Raw genomic sequence first — 23304 nt, 5'->3', positions numbered from 1 at the left:
ATAAGTTGAGTTTAAATAAAACAAAAGAGGAGCATTTGCTCCTCTTTTGTTCTATATAATTTTCTGAAATTACTTTTTTGCTTCCTTAGCCCAAGAGTCTTTCAATGTCACCGTGCGGTTGAACACTGGTTTTTCAGCCGTTGAAAGTTTATTGTCTGGGGTAAAGTATCCTAGGCGGATAAATTGGTAGCCCTTTCCAACCTCAGCGTTTGCCAAGTCTGGTTCGATATAAGCTTTCTCGATGATCTGCAAACTATCCTTGTTAATTGAAGATTTGAAATCTTCAGCGGCAGCCGGATTTTCATCATGGAATAAACGGTCGTAAAGTCTCACTTCCGCTTCTTTAGCATGTTGAACCGACACCCAGTGGATTGTTCCTTTTACTTTCATGCCGGAAGTATCTTCTCCTGATTTGGAGTTGGGCGCATATTCACAATAAACTTCTGTAACATTGCCTTGCTCATCCTTCTTGAAGTCTGTGCAAGTAACGATATAGCCATGTTTCAAGCGTACCGAAAGACCCGGGCCTAATCGGAAGAACTTCTTAGGTGCATCTTCCATAAAGTCTTCACGTTCGATCCAAAGCTCTTTTGAGAATGGAATAGTACGTGACCCTTCGCCACCCTCTACTTCAGGGTTGTTTTCACCGTGTAGTTCCTCAACTTGGCCTTCAGGATAGTTCGTAATGATCAACTTAATTGGATCAAGAACTGCCATTCGGCGCCATGCTGTTTTATTTAAATCTTCGCGGATACAGAACTCCAACAGACTGACATCAATCATGTTTTCACGCTTTTGTATACCGATGCGTTCGCAGAAATTACGAATACTTGCCGGTGTATAGCCGCGTCTGCGAAGTCCCGAGATCGTAGGCATACGTGGATCGTCCCAACCCTCAACGAATTTCTCATTTACTAATTGCAGCAACTTACGCTTGCTCATTACCGTATAGTTTAAATTAAGGCGAGCAAATTCGTATTGTTTTGAAGGGAAGATCTCTAATTTATCGATCAACCAATCGTATAATGGGCGATGTGGGATAAATTCTAGAGTACAAACAGAATGCGTGATTTTTTCGATGGAGTCGGATTGTCCATGTGCAAAATCATACATCGGATAGATACACCATTTATCTCCTGTACGGTGGTGATGAGCATGCTTGATGCGGTAGATAATAGGATCGCGCATATGCATGTTAGGGCTTGCAAGATCTATTTTCGCACGTAATACTTTTTCACCATCTTTATATTTGCCATCGCGCATTTCTTCAAATAGCTGAAGGTTTTCTTCGATGCTACGGCTGCGTGCAGGTGTAGGAGTTCCAGGCTCTGTAGGCGTACCTTTTGCTGCTGCGATTTCTTCAGCAGTACTATCATCTACATAAGCGAGACCCTTTTTGATTAAGTCTACAGCATAGGAATATAAAGTATCGAAATAGTCGGAAGTGTACAGCTCTTCAGCCCACTGGAATCCCAACCATTGAATATCGCGCTTGATACTATCCACATACTCCACATCTTCCGTTACCGGGTTGGTATCATCAAAACGTAAGTTTGTTTTTCCGTTATACTTCTGTGCTAATGCGAAGTTTAAACAGATGGATTTTGCATGTCCGATATGAAGATAGCCGTTAGGCTCGGGAGGGAAGCGGGTTAACACACGCCCATCATTCTTCCCATTTCGAAGATCCTCTTCGATAATCTCTTCAATAAAATTCAATGATTTTTCTTCTTCTACCATGTAGCAAAGTTAGGTATTTCATCGATATAATGGATGAGATGGTACCGAATACTTACTGCTTTTTACTTATTTTCGGGATATTAAATAATCAATATGAGATTTAGATTTTTACTGCTGATTTTCTTGGTACTTCCGCTGCTGACTTTCGCGCAAAAAAAGGCGAAGCCGAAGATGCTTATTTATGCTGATGGTTTTGTGGGCTGGGCTGCTGCTGTTCAAGCCGGCAAGTCTAATGTCGAGACGATTTTAGTAATCGATAATTTAGACTTTTTAGCGAGCAATTCCGGTGAGAAAGTTGTTATTGATCAGAAGTATCATCTGAATGGAGGGATTTGGATGGAATTGCTGATGGATATGGCAATGAGCAAAACCAAAGACCAGGTGCTAGCGAATACCGTGAAGACTGATTTTAGCCCAAGGCTAGCGTCAAACAGTATTGAGCGTTTTAAGGCGAAGATGCAGGGGGTGACGATCATTGTAGGGCAAGAAATCAGTAAGTGTGAGCGCGGCAGAAGAAACTGGCAACTGATTTTGTCTAACAAAGATCGCTTTAACGTACCTGTAGTGATTGATGCAACCAGAGATGGCAAACTTTATCGAAACCTGGGAATACCAGATAGTTTGTCGGCGAGAGAAAGCCAATTTTTACCCCTATCGCAATTAACATTGCCTTTGAGTCGTACGACCATGGCAGTAGAAGAGCGCGCTGGAGCGGTATATGTAGCGACCTTACAACAGCTTTTAAATGCGCAATATGAGAATATGTTTAGCATTGGTCCAGGAAAGGACTTAACTGACTCACCTAATGATATTCCGATGAGCATTGCCTTAGGGCAGGGGCTAGCGGCAATTGCAGGCTATTGCGCTTTTTTTGATACCAGCGTTGATAAATTGGATGTAAGGAAAGTGCAGTCAGAATTACTGACTTTTAATGCCAGATTGAATCCTTATGTAGATGTTGCGATTGATGATCCACATTATGGATCCATTCAGAAATTCTATTTAACTGGATTTTTCCTTGGAGAAGTAAAAGATGGTGCTATGTATTTCCATAAGGATACTGCCGTAAGGTTTGATGATGTGAAAGGAGTACTAAACGATATCTACTCGCGTAGTCAGCTATGGTTTTTAGACAACTACCGAAACGAGGAAATGAAATGGAAAGATCTCATCAGCCTCGTCAAGTTTGTTTCTTTGAAAGGGGATGAGGTTGAGCAACAACTGATAAAAGAATGGTCTACAAAAAGAAAGTTTGAAGGCAGTTACGATCCTGAAGCTTTTGTTACGAGAGGGCAACTCGCCGTTGTTACAGACCTTTATTCAGCTTCATATGCCAAAGCAATCCATGCTGATGGGCAGTTTAAGAAATAGCAGACAAAATATTTATATACAATAAAAGCTTGTTCGAACGAACAAGCTTTTATTGTTGAATTTTAATGCGTTAGGCCTATTTGAAAGCAAACACATTGCCTAGTTTATCAGTTCCGGTATAAGTACAACCTTGATCGATCAACTCTCCAGTTCCGATATTGATGACCATCCCATGGACAGCTAAATCATCACGCTCTTTCCATGCATTTTGAATAATGGATGTACTGCATAGATTGAACACTTGTTCTTTCACGTTTAACTCGACCAAACGATCAGCTTTTTGTTCTTTATCTTCAATAGCATCGATTTCTTCAGCATGTAGGCGGTAAACGTCTTTGATATGGCATAACCAGTTGTCGATAATACCATACTGTGTAGAACTTAAAGAAGCCGCGACGCCACCGCAGCCATAGTGCCCAGCCACGATAACATGTTTTACTTTCAATACATTCACCGCATAGTCAAGTACAGAAAGCATACTCATGTCCGAGTGAACACACATGTTGGCAATATTACGATGTACAAATACTTCTCCTGGTTTCTTACCGGTCAATTCGTTAGCAGGAACACGGCTATCAGCGCAGCCAATCCATAATACTTCCGGACTCTGGCCTTTAGCTAATTGCTGAAATCTACCTGTTTCGTCGTTTTTTACAAACTCAACCCACTCTTTATTACCTTCTTTAATGTTGTTGAAACCAGTTTCTAATACTTTATTTTCCATGTTTTTTGTCAATATGTTTTTATGGCAACCCTAAAAAGGGTTGCACAAGTTTCAGAATTTCTTTGAATTAATTAAACTACTTTTTGAAGTTTTTGTTTTTTTAAGCGAAAATTACCATTGAAGGACTTCTTCTTGTAATTTACATCGTTTAGCTCGATTTCCAAGCCCTTGCTCAAAGCATTTTGTTCGAAATCTTTGATTACGTCAATAACATCTTTGTCAATAAATTTACTTTTCTGCCCATCGATGACCACCGACTTAACACCCTTTGGTAGGTTGTATAACTTCTGTTGTATAGGCGCTTTGTTTAAGAATGTCACTTCCTCAGCAAGCGTTAGAACCGCAGTGTCAGTATCTTCCTTCTGGATGATATTGAATTGATAAGCATTCGTCATGTTCGCCTTCAAAATATAGAAAGTTGCTACCACGATACCAATACCTACACCTGTTAACAAATCGGTAAATACTACCGCTGCTACTGTGACGAAGAATGGAATAAATTGATCCAATCCCTTTTTGTAGATCTGTTTGAACAAAGCAGGTTTTGCTAATTTAAAACCTGTATGCAATAAAATTGCCGCTAGACCAGCCAATGGAATCAAGTTGATGATCGATGGAATGGCTAACAAAGCAACCAATAACCATAGACCATGAAGAATTGCCGATTGTCTCGTACGTCCACCGGAGTTGGCATTCGCAGAAGATCTCACGATAACTGAAGTCATTGGTAAACCTCCTAATAAACCACTCGTCATATTTCCAATACCTTGAGCTACCAACTCTCTATTTGTTGGTGAATTACGCTTGAAAGGGTCAATCTTGTCAACCGCTTCGATACTCAATAGCGTCTCTAAACTCGCAATAATTGCGATTGTGAATGCTACTACCCACACTTCTTGATTAACAATCTGCGTAAAGTCAGGGAAGATAAATAAACCCTTGAATTCAGCAAATGACGATACGACCGGAATAGACACAAAGTGATCTGGATTCAATGCAAGCGAAGTTCCTTGGAATACAAAACCTAAACCAACACCTAAGATTACCACGATTAGCGGCGCAGGAATCTTGTTCAGCTTCTTGATATTTGGCCAAAAAATTAATACGGCTAGCGATAATAAACAGATGATGGTTGCTCCCCAGTTCACGCTAGAGAATATGGTGTTTGTGAAAGCAGCTATCCCGCCGCCATCTTCCACTTCGAAAGCATGTGTTTCGGTCATACCAAATGCCAATGGAATCTGCTTCAGGATAATCGTAATACCGATTGCTGCAAGCATCCCTAGGATAACCGAAGAAGGGAAATAGTTTCCGATCATACCTGCTTTAATCACTCCTAAGACTAATTGTATAACACCCGCTAACATCACAGCTAGCAAAAATGTTTCGTAAGCGCCTAATTGCGTGATTGCACCTAATACAATAACCGTCAATCCTGCCGCAGGACCACTAACACTTAGTGCCGATCCGGAGATCGATGCGACAACAATACCACCAATAATTCCTGTTAAAACACCCGCAAAAAGAGGTGCTCCGGAGGCCATGGCAATTCCTAAACAGAGTGGCAATGCCACTAAAAATACTACAATACTTGCGGGGAAGTCATATTTTAAGTCTCTCTTCGATAATTTAAGAAAAGCAGACAAACGTGTTCCTAACATAATAAAAATAACTTTTTAAAATTCAACATTTAACGATGTAACAATCGCCAGTACAGCCATTAAGACCTAGCAAAGCAGCATCAGAAAGGCGATTTAAATAAGATGGATGTTGAATTACGCGTTAGGAGGCGGTGTAGGAACGCGTGGATGGAAGGCACAGATCGTCCTTTCATTTTTAAGATAGTGTTTCGTACGCCCAGTGTTTTCTACCGTAGGGTTGAAGCTAAGGAAATCTATAGCATCAGGTTTGAAAATCTTGATACTGTGCTCATGCAAATCTTCATTGTTACTGTTGTTACCTTTTGCCGTGTTCTCAATTTCTAATTGCATCACGACTTGCAAAACAGTACCTCGGTCTAACACGTCCACAAAAATAGGCGTCATGCTGATCAGCATCTTCGTAAAGAAGATGAAGAAGCATAATTTCGCTGCTATTACGCGTTGTGTCTTAGAAAAAAAATGAGTCTTTGCAATCATAAACTTCACAAAAATAAAATTAAATTTTAAAAAATCACTTTTTTTGGAATTAAATTGTGAAATGATGACAAAACTATGTATTTAATCCTGATTGGCTAACAATTTGTTAATAATAGAAATCTACTTAAGTTTATAATTAGAATATTATCTTTATTTATTGAGAGCATTACCTGAATAAAAATCTATGATAACACAACCGTTTATCGATAAAATTACCGCTTCTTATAGCCCTAAAGGCCCATTTATACAACTAGGATCAGGTATCCTAGAAGGAGAGGTTGTTACAGATGCCAAAGTAAATTTGGCGCTAAAGATGATGAACCGACACGGTTTAATTGCCGGTGCAACCGGAACCGGTAAAACCAGAACACTACAATTGATGGCAGAGCAGCTTTCCGATGCGGGTGTTCCAGTTTTAATGCTCGACGTTAAAGGCGACCTCTCGGGGTTAGCAGAACCCGGAAAAACAAACGATGCGCTCATAGAACGCGGAAATGCCGTGGGCATTCCTTTCGAACCTTCCAGCTTTCCGATTGAATTATTTTCATTAAGTGGCAAGCTTGGTGCTCCGATGCGTGTTACTGTTGAAGACTTTGGCCCAGTGCTCTTGTCTAGAATCCTCGACTTGAATGATACCCAGTCGGGTGTTCTGAGTGCTATATTCAAATATGCCGACGACAATCAATTGCCGATTGTAGACTTTCAAGATCTAAAGAAATTGCTGAGTTACCTCTCTGAAGGACCCGGCGCCGAGGAGATCAAAGCCGATTACGGAAAGATCAGCTCAGCATCGGCGAGCACTATTCTCCGGAAGATTGTCGCTATTGAGCAGCAAGGTCTGGAACATATTTTCGGAGAGAAAGAGTTCGACATCAACGATCTATTTGGAAAGGTTGATGGAAAAGGAGTCATTACACTCTTGAATATTTCCGATATACAAGATCAGCCGCTGTTGTTCTCTACCTTCCTGTTAAGTTTGCTGGCGCAGCTCTTTAAACATCTGCCGGAAGTCGGTGACCTCGATAAACCCAAATTAGTCTTCTTCTTCGACGAAGCCCATTTGCTGTTTAACGACGCCTCTAAGGCATTCTTAACTCAGATTGAGCAGATTGTTCGGTTAATACGCTCAAAAGGCATAGGCGTCTTCTTTTGTACCCAAGCAGCGACGGATATCCCAGAGAGTGTATTAGGACAGCTGGGAAATCGCATTCAACACGCTTTACGTGCTTTTACTCCAAATGATGCAGAGAACCTTCGCAAAACGGTAAAAACTTACCCAAGATCTGATTTCTATGAAATCGATAAGGTGTTGACTTCCTTAGGTACCGGTCAAGCATTAGTAACTGTATTGAACGACAAGGGTATCCCTACGGAAGTCGTAGCGACCCATCTAGTGCCTGCAAGAGCGGTAATGGGACCATGCAGCCCGCAATTGTATAGCGAGCTAGTTAATGGTTCTGATTATGCAGGGAAATACCAGGAGCGCGTTGAACGTCGTACGGCAGCGGAGATTATAGACGAGCGTATGGCGCAGTTCGAACAGCAGCAGGCAACGGAGGCGGCCCGCAAAGAGCAGGAGAAAGCAAGCAAGTCTAGGTCATCATCTAGCTCCAGAAGGCAAACCCCACTAGAAGCAGCACAAAACCAAGCTTCCCGAACATTAGCGCGAGAGGGCTCCAAGTTATTAGGGAAGATAGCAACGGGAATCCTAAACGCGATCTTCAAAAAGAAATAGATAAAACACTATATTTGCAACGCTATTAAAATACTAAACATAAAATAAGATAATTATGGGAAAACCTACTTTGGTAGTTCTGGCAGCAGGAATGGCTAGCCGCTATGGTTCATTAAAGCAAGTAGACGGATTCGGACCACACGGCGAAACGATCATTGATTACTCCATTTATGATGCTATTAGAGCCGGTTTTGGGAAAGTAGTATTTATTATTCGCGAAGAATTTGAGCAAGTGATGCGCGAAAAATTCGACAAGAAATTAAGTGGCAAAATCGAAGTAGATTATGCCTTCCAAGATTTCAATTTAAAGAAATTTGGCATAGACCGCGAAATTGAACGCACAAAACCTTGGGGAACTGCCCATGCGGTAATGAGCGCTAAAGATAAAGTAGATGGCCCTTTCTGTGTGATCAACGCAGATGACTTCTACGGCTATGATGCCTTCAAAAAAATGGCAGACTTCCTAACAAACGATGTCAATGATACCCACATGTCTTTAATGGGCTTTGAATTAGGAAACACCATGTCAGATTACGGATATGTATCCAGAGGTGTTTGTGAAGTCAATGCTGAAGGACATATGGACTCTGTTACAGAGCGTGTGAATATTTTCTATAAAACTGACGACGCTGGCAACAAGAGAATCGTTTATGAGGAAAACGGAGTAGAAACGGAATTACCTGCCGATACGCGTGTATCCATGAACTTCTGGGGATTTACTCCAAAAGTGTTTGATATTGCTTTATCTTTGTTCCCTCAGTTTGTAGAAGACAATGGCGATAATCCGAAATCAGAATTCTTTATCCCTACCATCCCGGATTATATGGTAAAAGAAGGATTAGCAGATTACCGCGTGATTCCTACTTCTTCGAAATGGTTCGGTGTAACATACGTTGAAGATAAGCCAATCGTTCAAGAGAGCATCTCTAAGTTGGTTGCGGACGGTGTTTATCCCGAAAAACTATTCTAAGAAACTTAGATATATTCATATTCAATGGCAGGTTCAAAAACCTGCCATTTTTTTTTGAATGTGTCTGTTTTCAAAGGACATCAGAAACTTTCATCTCTTTTGTTATTTCATTGGATGTTGAAAGTTTTCAGAGGTCATCGAAAAGTTTCATCCCGATGTATGATGACAAAGAAACATGAATGCTTTTTTAACATCTATTTCCCGATATTAGCAGCATAATCATCGAACTATGAAGCGTTTTATGCTAACTATCCTCTATATCCTAATTGGTCTGATTGCATTCGCAGCGCTCTATTTTGGAGCCGACGCTCTGCTATCGCGTATTCCATCACCCAAGTCACAAAGCTTATCCCTCCCGCTAGAAATCGATGCCTATGTTCTTTCCAATGGCGTACATACCGATATCGTCTTGCCGATTAAAGATGATCTACAAGACTGGACGACGGTATTTCCAATCGAGAATACAAAAGGTAGAAACTCCGATCAACGATATATTTCCATAGGCTGGGGCGACAAAGGATTCTACCTCAATACCCCCGAATGGAAAGATCTAACCCTTAAAACAGCCCTCATCGCCGGCTTCGGCATAGGGGAGACCGCATTGCACATCACCTATTACAAGCAGATGGTTGAAAATGAGCTTTGCTATAAAATAACCATCGATCGCTCCCAATACAAAGCCCTGCGAGACTACATCCTCGCGGCACTAGACACAGATTCTGACGGAAAACCAATCCTCATCCAAACAAATGCCCAATACGGCCAAGACGACGCCTTCTACGAAGCCAAAGGCGCCTACAACCTGTTCTTCTCCTGCAACACATGGACCAACAAAGCCCTCAAAAAAGCAAATATGCCGAGCGGCATCTGGACAGTATTTGATAAAGGAATTTTGAGGCATTTTAGGGAGTAGTTAGTATTTAGTACTTAGTATTTAGACCTAAAAACCACAAAAAAGTAGTGAGTATTTAGTAGCGACCATAGGTCTAACTACTAAATACTCACTACTAACTACTAAAAACAAAGCCGATTCATTAGAATCGGCTTTGTTTTTTTATTTCACTTCTTCAAAGTCTACATCTTGCACATCATCTGCGCCGCCTTGGTTTCCGCCATTGTTGGCTTGTTGTCCGGCATTGCCTTGCGCTTGCTCTTGGCCTGCGCCTTGTTGTGATGCTGCATACATCTCTTCAGATGCTGCGTTCCAAGCGTTTTGTAGCTCAGTAGATGCAGTTTCGATGTCTTCAAAGTTTTTAGCAGCGTGAGCAGCTTTCAATTTCTCTAAACCTGCTTCGATAGGTGCTTTCTTGTCTGCTGAGATCTTGTCACCGTATTCTTTCAGTTGTTTCTCTGTAGAGAATACCAATGCATCAGCAGCGTTCAACTTATCAACTTCTTCTTTTACTTTTTTATCCGCTTCAGCGTTCGCTTCTGCTTCTTGTTTCATACGTTTTACTTCCTCGTCTGATAGACCTGATGAAGCTTCGATACGAATGTTTTGCTCTTTACCGGTCGCTTTATCGATTGCCGATACTTTGATGATACCGTTCGCATCGATGTCGAATACTACTTCGATTTGAGGGATACCACGAGGAGCAGGAGGGATGTCTGTCAATTGGAAACGTCCTAATGTACGGTTCTGTGCAGCCATCGGGCGCTCACCTTGTAATACATGGATCTCTACGGATGGTTGGTTATCTGACGCTGTCGAGAATACCTCCGATTTGCGTGTAGGGATTGTTGTGTTAGACTCGATTAATTTTGTCATCACACCTCCCATTGTTTCGATACCTAATGAAAGTGGAGTAACGTCTAATAACAATACATCCTTAACCTCACCAGTTAATACACCACCTTGGATTGCAGCACCTAATGCAACAACCTCGTCAGGGTTAACACCTTTTGAAGGCTCTTTTCCGAAGAATTTCTTAACCGCTTCTTGGATTGCAGGGATACGTGTAGAACCACCTACTAAGATTACCTCATCGATATCTGAAGTGCTGTAGCCAGCGTTTTTCAATGCTGTACGGCAAGGCTCGATTGTACGCTCTACCAATGGAGCAACTAAGCTTTCGAATTTAGCACGTGATAAATTACGAACTAAGTGTTTAGGACCTGTTGCATCAGCAGTGATATATGGTAAGTTGATCTCTGTAGAGGTTGTGCTTGATAATTCAATCTTCGCTTTCTCTGCAGCTTCTTTCAAACGTTGCAATGCCATAGCGTCTTTTTTCAAATCGAAGCCATTGTTCTCGTCAGCAAATTCTGCCGCTAACCAGTTGATGATTGCATTATCGAAGTCATCACCACCTAAGTGCGTATCACCATCAGTAGATTTTACTTCAAATACACCGTCGCCTAATTCTAATACCGACACGTCATGTGTACCACCACCACAGTCGAACACAGCGATTTTCATGTCTTTGTTTGCTTTGTCAAGACCGTAAGCTAAAGCTGCTGCTGTAGGTTCGTTAATAATACGTTCTACTTTTAAACCAGCAATCTCACCAGCTTCTTTTGTTGCTTGACGTTGTGCATCGTTAAAGTATGCAGGTACAGTAATTACTGCGCGAGATACTTCCTGCCCTAAGTAGTCTTCAGCAGTTTTCTTCATCTTTTGAAGAATCATTGCCGAAATCTCTTGAGGTGTATATTTACGGTCGTCAATTTCTACACGTGGTGTATTGTTGTCGCCCTTTACCACTTTATACGGTACATGAGAAAGTTCATTTTTTGCCTCGTCAAATGAGGTACCCATAAAACGTTTAATGGAATATACCGTTTTGTGTGGGTTCGTGATAGCTTGACGCTTTGCAGGGTCACCAACTTTACGCTCGCCACCATCTACAAATGCTACAATCGAAGGCGTCGTACGTTTCCCTTCGTTGTTTGCAATAACTACCGGTTCGTTACCTTCCATTACAGCAACACATGAGTTGGTAGTTCCTAAGTCGATTCCTATAATTTTTGACATATCTTATATATATTTTCTTTTTTACGTTGTTAATTTCTCTATACTCATCAACGCTTATGCCAAAGGATTGTTTTAAGCTTTTATACAACGAAATCAACCATTCCGACAGTTAATTGTCATGGTTCTGTGACAATATGTCACTGAAAGACGTATTTGACCGCCTGAAATCGGTCATCTTTACCTCATATTGCAATCCGATAACATGACGTTCGTCAGGTTTTTTCTGAATTATATTAATATTCTGTACTTTTGATGAAAAAATAATCCAACATGAATTTTGATGAATACCAGAGGTACTTCGCAGATATTTTAGAAAATACAGAAAAATACGAAGTCTACCACAATGATGCTGAGTACTTAAATTACACCAAGTTAAATTGGTCGAGAATGAACAGATGGGTAAAGAAATTCGAACCATCAGAAGAGATGAAAGCATGCATTCAGCGTATCAAAGATGAACAACATTGGATTGTGATCACCGAACCTTGGTGTGGTGATGCGGCACACTCCGTAGCCCAAATCTACAATATTGTCAAAGACAATCCATTTATCGATTTGGATATACAACTCCGCGACACCGAACCATTCCTGATTGATGAATACTTAACCAACGGTGGTAAATCCATCCCTAAGTTGATCATCCGCAACGATGTAGGCCATGACAAAATCATATGGGGCCCACGCCCTGCCGCGCTGCAAAACCTCTTCGAAGAGATGAAAGCCGAAGGAAAACCTTTCCCAGAAATTAAGGAAGCAATCCAACGTTGGTACAACGACGATAAAGGCGTAGAAATCCAAAAAGAATTGCAACAAGCTTTGGAAGCGTATTAGGTTTTAGATATAAGATTTTAGACATAAGATATTAGAACTGTATAGTTTATTAAGGGGCCTGGAAACAAGGCCTTTTTTGTGCTCTAGTTATTTTGCGCTGTCCGTTTGTTGCTGTTTTGTCTGAACCGCGAAAGGAAGGATTTGTATTGTGGCGGGGGGGTCGTCGTAGGTCTTTATACTAACTACTAAGTATTAAATACTATTTCTTTCCTGGTTCAAAACAAACTCTACAACTGCCATACATCTAATGTCTAAAATCTAATCCCGCCCTAGGTCGAACTACTAACTACTAAATACTACCCAATTCATACCCCAATCAAACCCGCTTCCAAGCGGGTTTGATTGGGGTATGAATTGGGTTTACATTGGTTCTATATTGGGTATAACCTGAACTAGCTTTTGTGTTATTAGCAGGATTATATTATTTTTAACTATTATTAATGATCAACCTATACGCGCATGAATATTGAGGAGCTTCGCGATTATTGCATTGTACAAAAAGGAACGACGGAGGAAACGCCTTTTGGACCTGATACCTTAGTTTTTAAAGTCATGGGCAAAGTCTTTTTGCTAGTGGGTTTAGATCAGATTGAAGATTTAACATTCAATGTGAAGTGCGATCCGGAATATGCGGTGGAATTGCGCGAGAAATATGAGCATACTGTAAAACCGGGATACCATATGAACAAGAAGCATTGGAATACGGTGTATGCGAATCGGCAGCTACCGGACGCTGAACTTTACAAACTGATTCAGCATAGCTATGATTTGATTGTGCAGGGTCTTCCGAAAAAAAGTAGGGAAGAACTGGGGAGCTAATCGACGTGTTTACAATAAGCTAGCCCCTTCCGAATGTAAAGAATCTGTTTTATTGGGAAATCTAAGGGGGGATTCTACAAGCTTTCAGCCTTATTAATACTATCTTTGCCGCGGTTATTACCTGCCCATCAGGTATGGCGATTTTATTAACAATACGTATTTATAATGATGTACTCAAAACTATGGCTGATTCCCATCGGGATTTTGCTTTTTCTGTCAAGTTGTATTAAAGACGAGGCCAAGAACATGGAAGCGGATATCGTTTCGGTGAATGTTCCTGACAGTGTGATCAACACAAAACCTATTATCAACAATCGAAATGTCGTAATCTACATTAAGCAGGGAGCGATCGACTTAAAGAAATTTGCATTCGAGTTTGAGCTGACGCCTGGTGCCGTTTCTGTGCCTGTTTCAGGTAGCGAACAGGACTTTACAGCACCCGTTACATATGAGGTTACCTCAGAGGATGGCAAGTTCACGAAGACTTACCATGTTTCCCTAATCGAATCGTCTGTGCCTTCGGCTTTTGACTTTGAGCTTTTCGGGCAGGATGAGAAGAAAAAATGGATTTATTTTTATGAAGAGGTGGAGGGGATGCAACAAAGCCTTTGGGCCTCGGGCAACTCGGGTTTCGCCTTTACGGCGGGCAACAACCCTACCGAACAATCTTACCCTACGCAGTCTACAAGCGATGCGAAATATGTTGTCAGTGGCAAACACGCTTTATACTTAGAAACAAAATCTACGGGATTCCTGGGTGGATTGGTGAAAAAACCGATTGCTGCGGGCAACCTGTTTATCGGTTCCTTGTTCAGCAAGTCTATTGTTGAAATCGAAACGCGTTTTGGTTTGCCATACAATAAGGTGCCGGAGACATTCGAAGGATTCTATAAATATGAGCCCGGCGCAAAGGTGATCAATGCGCAAGGGCAAACCGTCAATGTCACTGATGAGTGCGATATCTATGCGGTATTTTATGATCGCGTCGCACTGATGAAAGGCACTGCGAATGATGCTATCTATCCGGGACGTACCTGGTTAACGGATGCTGATGTAAAGGACAGTCCCTATATCGTCGCAATAGCTCAGGTTAAAGAACTTGGGAAAACCGCTGGTGATGGCATGGTGAAGTTTTCTATCCCATTTGAATTCAAGAAAGAATTTAATCGCGCGGAGGTTGATGCTTTCCGCTATAATATTGCTGTAGTGTTCTCTGCAAGTAAGAATGGTGCTGTTTTCCAAGGTGCAGTGGGTAGTAAATTAATTGTAGACAACGTAAAAATCAACGCGAAGTAATGAATAAACTATATAAAAATATTAGATACGCAGTTTTAGGTTTTTGTGCGCTGGCATTGGTTAGCTCGGCTTCGGCGCAGGTTCAGGAAGCGGGTAAATTGAGTCTGGATGTTGAAGCAGGTACGAAGATTGGTGGTGCTGCTCCGTTGAGCATGCCGGTTGAAATTCGTGAGATCAAAAGTTTCCGTCCGGCGATGCCATTTTTTGTTGGCGCCAAAGCAAACTATGCGATCGATCAACATTGGGGCGTTCGTGCCGGTTTGATTTTGGATGGCAAGGGGATGAAGACAGAGGCGAATGTGAAAGGTTACAAAACAACCTTCAATGCGGCAGAGGATCCCTCGGAAAACGTGCGGGGATACTATTACGGTGATATCTCCACCAATGTAGAAAATCTGTATTTAACGGTTCCTTTGCAGGCGACTTATCAGTTTGGCGAGCATTGGAATGTGCAGGCTGGTCCTTATATTTCTTTTGCGGTCATGAAGAAATTCTACGGCGAGGCAATCGAGGGCTATATGCGTGATGAAGAGCCGACAGGTGAGAAGATCGGGATCAACAACACGGCCTATGATTTTAAGAACAGCATCAGAAACGTCGATGTCGGCATGAGTTTAGGTGGGAAATACAGCTTTGCTCAGCGCTACTATGCATTGGCTCAATTTGATTATGGTTTCAATAGCATCATGAAAACGGGCTTCGAAAGCATTAGTTTCAATATGCATAATATCTTCATGAATATAGGCGTGGGAATGCGCGTGTTTTAGTGCAAAAGCGAAAATATAAAAAGGGGCAGTCTGATGAAGATTGCCCCTTTTCTATATAATATTGGATTACATTTTCAATCCAATTTCTCTTAATCTTTCGTCCAGATATTGTCCTGCAGTATAATCTTCGTATGCTTTCGGGTGTTCCGCATCGATACAAGATTCCAGGCTCGCTAAACTCATGCTTGCTTTCGGGTGCAAGAAGAATGGCACTGAAAAACGCGAAGTGCCCATCAATTCTCTCGGTGGGTTTACCACACGGTGGGTTGTTGATTTTAGTTTATTGTTCGTCAAACGTTGCAACATATCACCCACGTTTACTACAATATCTTTTCCTTTTGCACGAATCGGAAACCATTCGTTGTCTTTTGTCAATACCTCAAGACCATCAGCACTAGCGCCAATCAATAGGGTAATCAAGTTGATGTCCTCGTGAGCACCTGCGCGAACTGCCTCCGGAGAGATAGCATCGGGGTTTTCAATCGGAAAGTAGTGGATAGCGCGAAGAATAGAGTTTCCATTGATCACATATTTTTCAAAGTAATCTTCTGGTAATTCCAGGTAAGTCGCTATTGCTTTCAATAAGTTACGACCTGCTTCTTCCAGTTTCTTATAAATCTCTGATGTCGCTGCGTTGAACTCTGGAAGCTCCACAACCTCCGGGTTGTCCGGGAAATCAGCTTTAGAATATTCCTCACCAACAATGGTTTGACCGCGTTGCCAGAATTCTTTTAAGTCTGGGGTCGTCGAGTCCTTGGCTTTCTCTCTTCCTTTGGAAGTGTAGCCGCGTTGTCCTGCTAATTCAGGGAATTCATATTTACGTTTTATTTCTTCAGGTTGTCCGAAGAATTTCTTTACGCTGTCATAAAGACTATCGATCAGTTCGTCTGAGAGGCCGTGATTGGCAATGGTCACAAAGCCTGTTTCGTTGAAGGCTTTGCCTAAATCTTGCACAAACTGAGCGCGTTGCTCGGCTGTACCCGCGGTATAGTGCGTTAAGTCTAATCTTGGGATATTTACTAATGCCATGTTAATTTTATTTGAGTACAAAGTTAATATATTAAAAAGCGTAAAAAGAGGATCGCTGTTTATAACCGGTTTTAAAAACTGCTTAAAGATGTGATTTTCAACGGGTAAAAGTTTTCCACATTTTGAAAACATAGTCTTTATCTAGGCTGTTCTCCTAAAACTAATTCATCTATGTCAAAGATTTATTAAAAATTCACAAAAGAGTTTGTTTTTTAAAATCAATCTGTTAAATTTGTTATGCTTGCATAATAAATATTAAAGAAGCGTTCCAACTATGAGCCAAGATAACACCATAGATTATTTTTTGAAGACAGCCTGGCAAACGGTTGCTAACAAATATAATGTCATTGCTTCGCAGCATGGCTTCACTCAAGCTGCTGGATATATTTTGATCAATATACATCGGGAGGGTACTCCGGTTTCGCAGATTGCCAATTCGACGGGTGTGAAGACGACATCTTTATCACGCGTTTTAAATAACCTGGAAAGCTTAGGCTTTATCTACAGAGAGACGAGCGATACGGATAAGCGTTCGGTTAAGGTTTATTTAACGGAGCTGGGCAGAGAGAAGCGTGGTATTGCCAAGGATGTGGTTAGGGAGTTTAACGAGTTTTTGAACAACTCCTTTACAGACAGAGAACGGACAACATTAATTAAGGCTTTAGCGAAGATTAATGAATTAGCATTAAACTATGCGCCAGAAAAAAAAGAAGCGCAGACAGTCATAAAATAGAAAAACACGAGATATGAATAGAAATATTAAGAAAGTAGCTGTATTAGGATCCGGAGTCATGGGGTCACGAATTGCTTGCCACTTTGCTAATATCGGTGTGGAGGTCTTGTTGTTGGACATTGTTCCACGTGAGCTTTTGCCAGCCGAAGAGGCCAAAGGTTTAACCTTCGAAAGTCCATTGGTTCGCAATCGTATTGTGAATACCTCTTTGGACACCGCGATTAAGTCGAACCCTGCGCCCTTATTCAGCAAGTCTTTTGCAAAGCGCATCTCTACCGGTAATTTTGAGGACGATATGCATAAGATTGCTCAGGTAGACTGGGTTATCGAGGTTGTCGTTGAGCGTTTGGATATTAAGAAATCGGTATTTGATCAGGTTGAAAAATACCGTAAGCCGGGCACACTGATTACATCGAATACTTCAGGTATCCCAATCCATTTGATGGAAGAAGGTCGCTCTGAAGATTTTAAAGCACACTTCTGTGGAACCCACTTCTTCAACCCGCCACGCTATTTGCAATTATTAGAGATTATCCCTACGCCTGATACCAAAAAAGAAGTTGTTGATTTCTTATTGGAGTTCGGCGACAAGATGTTAGGTAAAACGGTGGTATTGTGTAAAGATACGCCGGCATTTATCGGTAACCGTATTGGTGTTTACTCCATGCTTGCCTTGACGCATTTGGTGGAGAAAATGGACCTTACGGTAGAAGAGGTTGATAAATATACAGGTCCTGCTATGGGGCACCCTAAATCGGCAACTTTCCGTACGGCGGATGTTGTAGGATTAGATACCTTGGTGAATGTGGCCAATGGATTAGCACAAAATGCGCCTAACGATGAAGCTAAAGGCGTTTTCCAATTGCCATCCTTTATCACCAAAATGGTTGAGAATAAATGGCTGGGCGAGAAAACCAAGAAAGGTTTCTATGAGAAAGTGAAGGATGCGAGTGGAAACTCGGAAATTCTTTCGTTGAACCTGAAGACTTTTGAATACGGTACACAGCAAAAGGTTAAGTCTTCGACGCTAGAGGCCACCAAAGCTGTAGAAGATATCCGCAAGCGTATGAAAGTGTACGAGCAGGGTACAGACAAAGCTGCGGAGTTATTCCGTGCGATGCATTACCCATTGTTCGAATATGTTTCTAAACGCGTTCCTGAGATTACCGACGATTTCTTCCGTATCGATGATGCGATGCGTGCAGGTTTTGGTTGGGAAATTGGTCCGTTTGAAGTATGGGATGCATTAGGCGTACGCGAAACAATAGAAAAAATTAAGAAGGAAGAGAAACGTCTTCCGGGTCAAGATGGCGAAGTTGCTCAATGGGTGCACGATATGTTGGCTGCGGGATTTGAATCTTTTTATAAAGTAGAGAACGGTGTACGTCATTTCTATGATATCGCATCGAAATCTTATAAGCCAATTCCGGGTACTGAGGACTTGATCGTATTGGATCATATTCGTGACACCAACACGATTTGGAAGAACTCAGGTGTATCGATTATCGACCTGGGCGACGGTATTATCGCTTGTGAGTTCCACACGAAGATGAATACTATCGGTGGCGATGTGATCCAAGGATTGAACAAAGCAATCGACCTGGCGGAGAAAGAATACCGCGGATTAGTAATCGGTAATGACGGCAAGAACTTCTCTGCTGGTGCCAATATCGGAATGATCTTCATGATGGCTGTAGAGCAGGATTACGATGAGTTGAATATGGCAATCCGTATGTTCCAAAATACATCGATGAGAATCCGTTATTCAGCGATTCCGGTTGTTGTGGCGCCATTCCAACTTGCATTGGGTGGTGGATGTGAGTTCTCTATGCATGCTGACTTTGTACAGGCACATGCTGAAACCTACATGGGATTGGTAGAATTCGGCGTTGGTGTTGTCCCTGGCGGCGGTGGTTCGAAAGAATTCGCATTGCGCGCTTCAGACGAATACAAAGACGACCAGATTACACAAAATACGCTGAAAGATCGTTTCTTAACGGTTGGTCAAGCTAAAGTATCTACTTCCGCTGTTGAAGCCCACGAATTAGGATACTTAGAGACCGGCAAATACGCGATCACGATGAACCGTGCTCGCCTACTTGCAGACGCGAAAGCAAAAGCAATTGAATTAGCCGATGCAGGTTATATACAACCCGCACCAAGAAATGATATCAAGGTGCTAGGTAACCAAGGTTTAGGGATTGTCTATGTTGGAGCATCCTCTATGCGTGCCGGAAATTACATCTCCGACCACGACAAGAAGATCTCCGAAAAGTTAGGCTGGGTTATGTGTGGTGGCGATTTATCAGCCCCAACAGAAGTATCCGAGCAATACCTTTTGGATCTTGAAAGAAAAGCATTCCTCGAACTTTGCGGCGAGCGCAAAACGTTAGAGCGTATTCAGCATATGTTGACGAAGGGGAAGGCTCTTCGGAATTAAGTAGTTAGTATTTAGTAGATAGATTTTAGACATTAGATTTTAGACATTAGACTGTAAGCTGGCAATAGAAAAGAATGCATAACCTGAAGGAAATTAAAGTTTGGAAAAAGGCGATAAAGCTTGCGACAGAGATTTTTCTAGTAGTTTCTGATTTTCCAAAAGAAGAAAAATTTGGGTTGTCAAATCAAATAAAGCGGGCAGCAGTGTCGGTAGCATCAAATATCGCTGAGGGAGCAGGAAGGAACTCAAATAAGGAGTTCGCTCGGTTTCTCAGTATTGCGAATGGTTCTTGTTATGAACTTTTAACGCAAATCACGATTGCTTCTAAACTAGGTTTAATGGACAAATCAAAGTCTGAAGAGATATGCAAAAATATCGTCGAGATCCAAAAGATGATCTACGGCTTTAAAAAGAAATTGAAGAAGGATGTTTGATTCTTTACAGTAGAGAAACGCTCTACTTTAAAAAGAAAATATCGTAACGATATAATGGAAGGACCACAGATTCTAATGTCTAATGTCTCCGATCTAATATCTAAGTAAATGGGAAGAATGCAGATTCAAATATCTAATGTCTCCCTCAAACATCTAAAGTATAAACAATGGGAAGAATGCAGGTTCTAATATCTAATGTCTCCCATCTAATATCTAAAAAAACATGGAAGCATACATTGTAGCAGGATATCGTACAGCGGTGGGGAAGGCCCCTAGAGGTGGTTTTCGCTTTATGCGTGCGGATGATTTGGCGGCTGATGTCATCAAGCATTTGGTGGCCTCTGTTCCAAATTTAAATAAAGAAGAAATCGACGATGTGATCGTCGGGAATGCGATGCCAGAGGCGGAGCAGGGATTAAATGTTGGACGCTTGATCTCTTTGATGGGCTTGCAGACGGATAAGGTTCCGGGGGTGACGGTAAACCGTTATTGTGCATCGGGATTGGAAACTATTGCGACAGCTGTAGCAAAGATTAAGTCGGGTATGGCCGATGTGATTATCGCGGGCGGTGTGGAAGTGATGTCTGGGATGCCTTTTGGCGGCTGGAAGATCGTTCCGAACCCTGTAGTTGCGAAGGAAAATCCGGATTGGTACTGGGGGATGGGTTTAACGGCAGAAGCCGTGGCTCACGACTATAAGGTTTCACGTGAAGATCAAGATGCTTTCGCATTGAAATCGCATCAGAAAGCAGTTGCAGCGATTAAAAATGGTCATCTGAAAGATGGTATTGTGCCGATTACGGTTAAAGAAAACTACTTGAAAGATGGCAAGATGGCAACGCGCGAATATGTCGTGGATACGGATGAAGGTCCTAGAGCGGATACAACTTTGGAGGCATTAGCAAAATTAAGACCTGTATTTGCTGCTGACGGTAGTGTTACGGCGGGTAACTCATCGCAAACATCAGATGGTGCGGCATTCGTACTGGTGATGTCTGAAGCAAAGATGAAAGAATTAGGATTGCAGCCTATCGCGAAATTGGTAAGCTATGCGGTGGCAGGTGTTCCTCCGCGTATTATGGGTATCGGTCCGATCTACGCTATTCCGAAGGCTTTGGAGCAAGCCGGATTAAAGAAAGAAGATATCGACCTATTCGAATTGAATGAGGCATTCGCTTCACAGTCTTTAGCGGTGATTCGCGAATTAGGATTGGATGAGGAAAAAGTGAATGTCAATGGTGGAGCAATAGCATTAGGACACCCGCTGGGTTGTACCGGTGCGAAGTTGACCGTGCAGGTATTGAACGAATTGAAGCGCCAAGGAAAGAAATACGGGATGGTGACGATGTGTGTGGGAACCGGACAGGGAGCAGCTGGTATATTCGAATTACTATAAGATTAAACGTATAACAAGGCTTAAAATAAAATATTATGTCTGAAGAAGTAAAAAATAAAGCAATTAAGGGAGGTGAGTTCGTAATCCGTGAAACACCTTATACTGATATATTCATTCCAGAAGAATTCGATGAAGAGGCGCAGATGATTCGCCAAACATGTGTCGATTTCTTAGATACTGAAGTGTTGAACAAACTTGAGCGCATTGATGCGCAAGAGGAAGGATTGATGCAAAGCCTGATGGACAAAGCGGGTGAGCTAGGTATGTTGGGGGTATCTATTCCGGAAGAATATGGAGGTTTTGGAAAGAATTTCAATACTTCCATGTTGGTAGCTGATGCGGTAGGTGGTGGATTCTCCTTCGCAGTAGCCTTGTCAGCACATACAGGTATCGGGACTTTACCAATCCTTTACTATGGAAATGCGGAGCAGAAAGCGAAGTATATTCCTAAATTGGGTACTGGTGAATGGAAAGCAGCGTACTGCTTGACAGAGCCTAACTCGGGTTCTGATGCCAACTCAGGTCGGACATCCGCTAAATTAAATGCCGAAGGAACGCATTATTTGATCAATGGTCAGAAGATGTGGATCACAAACGGTGGCTTTGCTGATATCTATATCGTATTCGCGAAGATTGATGACGATAAAAACCTAACGGCATTTATCGTAGAGAAAGACTTCGGCGGTATTACCATGAACCCTGAAGAGCATAAATTAGGTATCAAAGGTTCTTCGACGCGCCAGATCTTCTTTAACGATTGTTCGGTTCCTGTAGAAAACATGTTATCTGAGCGCGAGAATGGATTCAAGATTGCGGTTAACATTTTAAATATTGGTCGTATTAAGTTAGGTGCTGCGACGATTGGTTCTGCTCGTGCGGTATTATCGACGGCTATCAACTATGCTAACGAACGCGTACAGTTCAACTTGCCTATTTCCAAATTCGGTGCTATTCGTTATAAGATTGCGGAGTCTGCCATTCGTTTGTTTGCGAACGAGTCTGCGGCTTACCGTGCCGGACAGAATATTGATGATGCCTATGATGCGTTAATTGCTGGCGGAATGGACGAAGCGAAAGCGAAGTTGAAGTCTGTAGAGCAGTTTGCGATCGAATGTGCGATCATTAAAGTGTGGTGTTCGGAGATGTTAGACTACGTGGTAGACGAGGGTGTTCAGATTTATGGTGGTATGGGTTATTCGGCCGATGCACCGATGGAACGTGCATACCGCGATGCTCGTATCAACCGTATCTTCGAGGGTACCAACGAGGTGAACCGCTTATTGGTAATCGATATGTTGTTGAAACGTGCGATGAAAGGTGAGATTGATTTAATGGGGCCTGCAACAGCGGTAGCTGGCGAATTGATGTCTATTCCAGACTTCGGCGAAGAGGATGAGACTCCATTTGCTGCAGAGAAGAAAATCATCGCTAACCTGAAAAAGGCAGGTTTGATGATCGCAGGATCAGCAGTGCAGAAACTAATGATGTCTTTGTCTAAAGAACAAGAAATCCTGATGAATATCGCTGATATCATTGGATATGTATATGTGGCTGAATCAGCATTATTGCGCGCAGAAAAATTACAACACACCGTAGGTGGTGAAAAGGCAGCTTACGCAGCGGATATGGCGAAAGTATACTTATACTCAGCTGTTGACAAAGTAAATATTGCAGGTAAAGAAGCTTTGTACTCTTTCGCTGAAGGAGATGAATTAAACATGATGTTGGTTGGTCTTCGTCGCTTTACAAAAGCACAACCATTCAATGTGAAAGATGCTCGTCAGCGAATTGCTAAAAAGCTTATCGAAGAAAATAAATACTGTTTCTAGTATTAAGGTTGATTATGGAAAAGCCCCGAGAGATCGGGGCTTTTTTAGTATTTAGTAGTTAGTACTTAGTATAAAGAC

19 protein-coding genes are annotated in these 23304 nt (G+C 41.9%); 13 read left to right on the top strand and 6 right to left on the bottom strand.

The features are described 5' to 3' along the window. Window positions 1–69: 69 nt before the first annotated feature. Window positions 70–1740 (bottom strand): glutamine--tRNA ligase/YqeY domain fusion protein, encoded by a 1671-nt coding sequence (locus tag QYC40_RS15965; protein ID WP_301991155.1) that lies wholly within the window; start codon window positions 1738–1740, stop codon window positions 70–72. Window positions 1741–1833: 93 nt separating this feature from the next. Between QYC40_RS15965 and QYC40_RS15960 the strand changes: the two genes are divergently transcribed. Then, the gene (locus QYC40_RS15960) at window positions 1834–3111 is read left to right on the top strand and encodes an FAD-dependent oxidoreductase (protein ID WP_301991154.1); all 1278 of its coding nucleotides are present in this window, start codon (window positions 1834–1836) and stop codon (window positions 3109–3111) included. Between the two features lie 76 nt (window positions 3112–3187). Here the strand turns inward: QYC40_RS15960 and QYC40_RS15955 are convergent, their stop codons facing one another. The 3 genes from QYC40_RS15955 to QYC40_RS15945 all read right to left on the bottom strand — a co-directional run bounded on the left by QYC40_RS15955 (window position 3188) and on the right by QYC40_RS15945 (window position 5973). Further along, window positions 3188–3835: a carbonic anhydrase gene (locus tag QYC40_RS15955; protein WP_149524717.1), complete on the bottom strand. Its 648-nt coding sequence runs from the start codon at window positions 3833–3835 to the stop codon at window positions 3188–3190. Between the two features lie 71 nt (window positions 3836–3906). After that, window positions 3907–5496, bottom strand: a complete 1590-nt coding sequence (locus tag QYC40_RS15950; protein ID WP_301991153.1) for a SulP family inorganic anion transporter — start codon at window positions 5494–5496, stop codon at window positions 3907–3909. Between the two features lie 114 nt (window positions 5497–5610). Further along, the gene (locus QYC40_RS15945; protein ID WP_301991152.1) at window positions 5611–5973 is read right to left on the bottom strand and encodes a hypothetical protein; all 363 of its coding nucleotides are present in this window, start codon (window positions 5971–5973) and stop codon (window positions 5611–5613) included. A 184-nt stretch (window positions 5974–6157) separates the two neighbouring features. Here QYC40_RS15945 and QYC40_RS15940 point away from each other — a divergent pair, with 184 nt between their 5' ends. The 3 genes from QYC40_RS15940 to QYC40_RS15930 all read left to right on the top strand — a co-directional run bounded on the left by QYC40_RS15940 (window position 6158) and on the right by QYC40_RS15930 (window position 9591). Then, window positions 6158–7708 (top strand): helicase HerA-like domain-containing protein, encoded by a 1551-nt coding sequence (locus QYC40_RS15940; protein ID WP_301991151.1) that lies wholly within the window; start codon window positions 6158–6160, stop codon window positions 7706–7708. Window positions 7709–7763: 55 nt separating this feature from the next. Further along, on the top strand, window positions 7764–8678 hold the full coding sequence (locus tag QYC40_RS15935; RefSeq protein WP_301991150.1) for a sugar phosphate nucleotidyltransferase: 915 nt from the start codon (window positions 7764–7766) through the stop codon (window positions 8676–8678). Between the two features lie 229 nt (window positions 8679–8907). Further along, window positions 8908–9591 carry a TIGR02117 family protein gene (locus QYC40_RS15930; protein ID WP_301991148.1) on the top strand — a complete coding sequence of 228 codons (684 nt, stop codon included), beginning with the start codon at window positions 8908–8910 and terminating at the stop codon, window positions 9589–9591. A 141-nt stretch (window positions 9592–9732) separates the two neighbouring features. Here QYC40_RS15930 and dnaK read toward each other — a convergent pair whose 3' ends face one another. Next, window positions 9733–11652, bottom strand: a complete 1920-nt coding sequence (gene dnaK, locus QYC40_RS15925) for a molecular chaperone DnaK (protein WP_301991147.1) — start codon at window positions 11650–11652, stop codon at window positions 9733–9735. A 270-nt stretch (window positions 11653–11922) separates the two neighbouring features. Between dnaK and QYC40_RS15920 the strand changes: the two genes are divergently transcribed. From QYC40_RS15920 to QYC40_RS15905, 4 genes are all read left to right on the top strand, one after another. Continuing rightward, complete coding sequence (locus QYC40_RS15920; RefSeq protein WP_301991146.1) at window positions 11923–12483, top strand: thioredoxin family protein; 561 nt, start codon at window positions 11923–11925, stop codon at window positions 12481–12483. A gap of 459 nt (window positions 12484–12942) precedes the next feature. Further along, window positions 12943–13302 carry an MmcQ/YjbR family DNA-binding protein gene (locus QYC40_RS15915; RefSeq protein WP_301991145.1) on the top strand — a complete coding sequence of 120 codons (360 nt, stop codon included), beginning with the start codon at window positions 12943–12945 and terminating at the stop codon, window positions 13300–13302. A 165-nt stretch (window positions 13303–13467) separates the two neighbouring features. Continuing rightward, on the top strand, window positions 13468–14598 hold the full coding sequence (locus QYC40_RS15910) for a PCMD domain-containing protein (RefSeq protein ID WP_301991144.1): 1131 nt from the start codon (window positions 13468–13470) through the stop codon (window positions 14596–14598). Further along, window positions 14598–15365 carry an outer membrane beta-barrel protein gene (locus QYC40_RS15905; RefSeq protein WP_301991143.1) on the top strand — a complete coding sequence of 256 codons (768 nt, stop codon included), beginning with the start codon at window positions 14598–14600 and terminating at the stop codon, window positions 15363–15365. Before QYC40_RS15910 ends, QYC40_RS15905 begins: the two co-directional genes overlap by 1 nt. A 66-nt stretch (window positions 15366–15431) precedes the next feature. Here QYC40_RS15905 and QYC40_RS15900 read toward each other — a convergent pair whose 3' ends face one another. Then, window positions 15432–16394 (bottom strand): isopenicillin N synthase family oxygenase, encoded by a 963-nt coding sequence (locus tag QYC40_RS15900; RefSeq protein ID WP_301991142.1) that lies wholly within the window; start codon window positions 16392–16394, stop codon window positions 15432–15434. Between the two features lie 274 nt (window positions 16395–16668). On the opposite strand from QYC40_RS15900, the gene QYC40_RS15895 reads away from it, so the two are divergent. The 5 genes from QYC40_RS15895 (at window position 16669) to QYC40_RS15875 (ending at window position 23226) form a co-directional block, all read left to right on the top strand. Next, complete coding sequence (locus QYC40_RS15895; protein WP_301991140.1) at window positions 16669–17127, top strand: MarR family winged helix-turn-helix transcriptional regulator; 459 nt, start codon at window positions 16669–16671, stop codon at window positions 17125–17127. Window positions 17128–17140: 13 nt separating this feature from the next. Next, a complete protein-coding gene (locus tag QYC40_RS15890; RefSeq protein WP_301991138.1) occupies window positions 17141–19567 on the top strand; it encodes a 3-hydroxyacyl-CoA dehydrogenase/enoyl-CoA hydratase family protein in 2427 nt (808 codons plus the stop codon). A gap of 74 nt (window positions 19568–19641) precedes the next feature. Next, window positions 19642–20001: a four helix bundle protein gene (locus QYC40_RS15885; protein WP_301991137.1), complete on the top strand. Its 360-nt coding sequence runs from the start codon at window positions 19642–19644 to the stop codon at window positions 19999–20001. 223 nt (window positions 20002–20224) lie between these two features. Then, window positions 20225–21397 carry an acetyl-CoA C-acyltransferase gene (locus tag QYC40_RS15880; RefSeq protein WP_301991136.1) on the top strand — a complete coding sequence of 391 codons (1173 nt, stop codon included), beginning with the start codon at window positions 20225–20227 and terminating at the stop codon, window positions 21395–21397. Between the two features lie 35 nt (window positions 21398–21432). Then, entirely contained in the window at window positions 21433–23226 is a 1794-nt protein-coding gene (locus tag QYC40_RS15875; protein ID WP_301991135.1) for an acyl-CoA dehydrogenase family protein, read from the top strand. The last annotated feature ends 78 nt before the right edge of the window (window positions 23227–23304 follow it).

Source organism: Sphingobacterium sp. BN32, from assembly GCF_030503615.1.
In the GTDB taxonomy this organism is placed as follows: domain Bacteria; phylum Bacteroidota; class Bacteroidia; order Sphingobacteriales; family Sphingobacteriaceae; genus Sphingobacterium.
This window is presented reverse-complemented; position numbering and strand designations above follow the sequence as displayed.

Coding starts and splice junctions, on each gene's coding strand:
- QYC40_RS15965 (WP_301991155.1), bottom strand. CDS start 1,740: ATGGTAGAAGAAGAAAAATCATTGAATTTTATTGAAGAGATTATCGAA.
- QYC40_RS15960 (WP_301991154.1), top strand. CDS start 1,834: ATGAGATTTAGATTTTTACTGCTGATTTTCTTGGTACTTCCGCTGCTG.
- QYC40_RS15955 (WP_149524717.1), bottom strand. CDS start 3,835: ATGGAAAATAAAGTATTAGAAACTGGTTTCAACAACATTAAAGAAGGT.
- QYC40_RS15950 (WP_301991153.1), bottom strand. CDS start 5,496: ATGTTAGGAACACGTTTGTCTGCTTTTCTTAAATTATCGAAGAGAGAC.
- QYC40_RS15945 (WP_301991152.1), bottom strand. CDS start 5,973: ATGATTGCAAAGACTCATTTTTTTTCTAAGACACAACGCGTAATAGCA.
- QYC40_RS15940 (WP_301991151.1), top strand. CDS start 6,158: ATGATAACACAACCGTTTATCGATAAAATTACCGCTTCTTATAGCCCT.
- QYC40_RS15935 (WP_301991150.1), top strand. CDS start 7,764: ATGGGAAAACCTACTTTGGTAGTTCTGGCAGCAGGAATGGCTAGCCGC.
- QYC40_RS15930 (WP_301991148.1), top strand. CDS start 8,908: ATGAAGCGTTTTATGCTAACTATCCTCTATATCCTAATTGGTCTGATT.
- dnaK (WP_301991147.1), bottom strand. CDS start 11,652: ATGTCAAAAATTATAGGAATCGACTTAGGAACTACCAACTCATGTGTT.
- QYC40_RS15920 (WP_301991146.1), top strand. CDS start 11,923: ATGAATTTTGATGAATACCAGAGGTACTTCGCAGATATTTTAGAAAAT.
- QYC40_RS15915 (WP_301991145.1), top strand. CDS start 12,943: ATGAATATTGAGGAGCTTCGCGATTATTGCATTGTACAAAAAGGAACG.
- QYC40_RS15910 (WP_301991144.1), top strand. CDS start 13,468: ATGATGTACTCAAAACTATGGCTGATTCCCATCGGGATTTTGCTTTTT.
- QYC40_RS15905 (WP_301991143.1), top strand. CDS start 14,598: ATGAATAAACTATATAAAAATATTAGATACGCAGTTTTAGGTTTTTGT.
- QYC40_RS15900 (WP_301991142.1), bottom strand. CDS start 16,394: ATGGCATTAGTAAATATCCCAAGATTAGACTTAACGCACTATACCGCG.
- QYC40_RS15895 (WP_301991140.1), top strand. CDS start 16,669: ATGAGCCAAGATAACACCATAGATTATTTTTTGAAGACAGCCTGGCAA.
- QYC40_RS15890 (WP_301991138.1), top strand. CDS start 17,141: ATGAATAGAAATATTAAGAAAGTAGCTGTATTAGGATCCGGAGTCATG.
- QYC40_RS15885 (WP_301991137.1), top strand. CDS start 19,642: ATGCATAACCTGAAGGAAATTAAAGTTTGGAAAAAGGCGATAAAGCTT.
- QYC40_RS15880 (WP_301991136.1), top strand. CDS start 20,225: ATGGAAGCATACATTGTAGCAGGATATCGTACAGCGGTGGGGAAGGCC.
- QYC40_RS15875 (WP_301991135.1), top strand. CDS start 21,433: ATGTCTGAAGAAGTAAAAAATAAAGCAATTAAGGGAGGTGAGTTCGTA.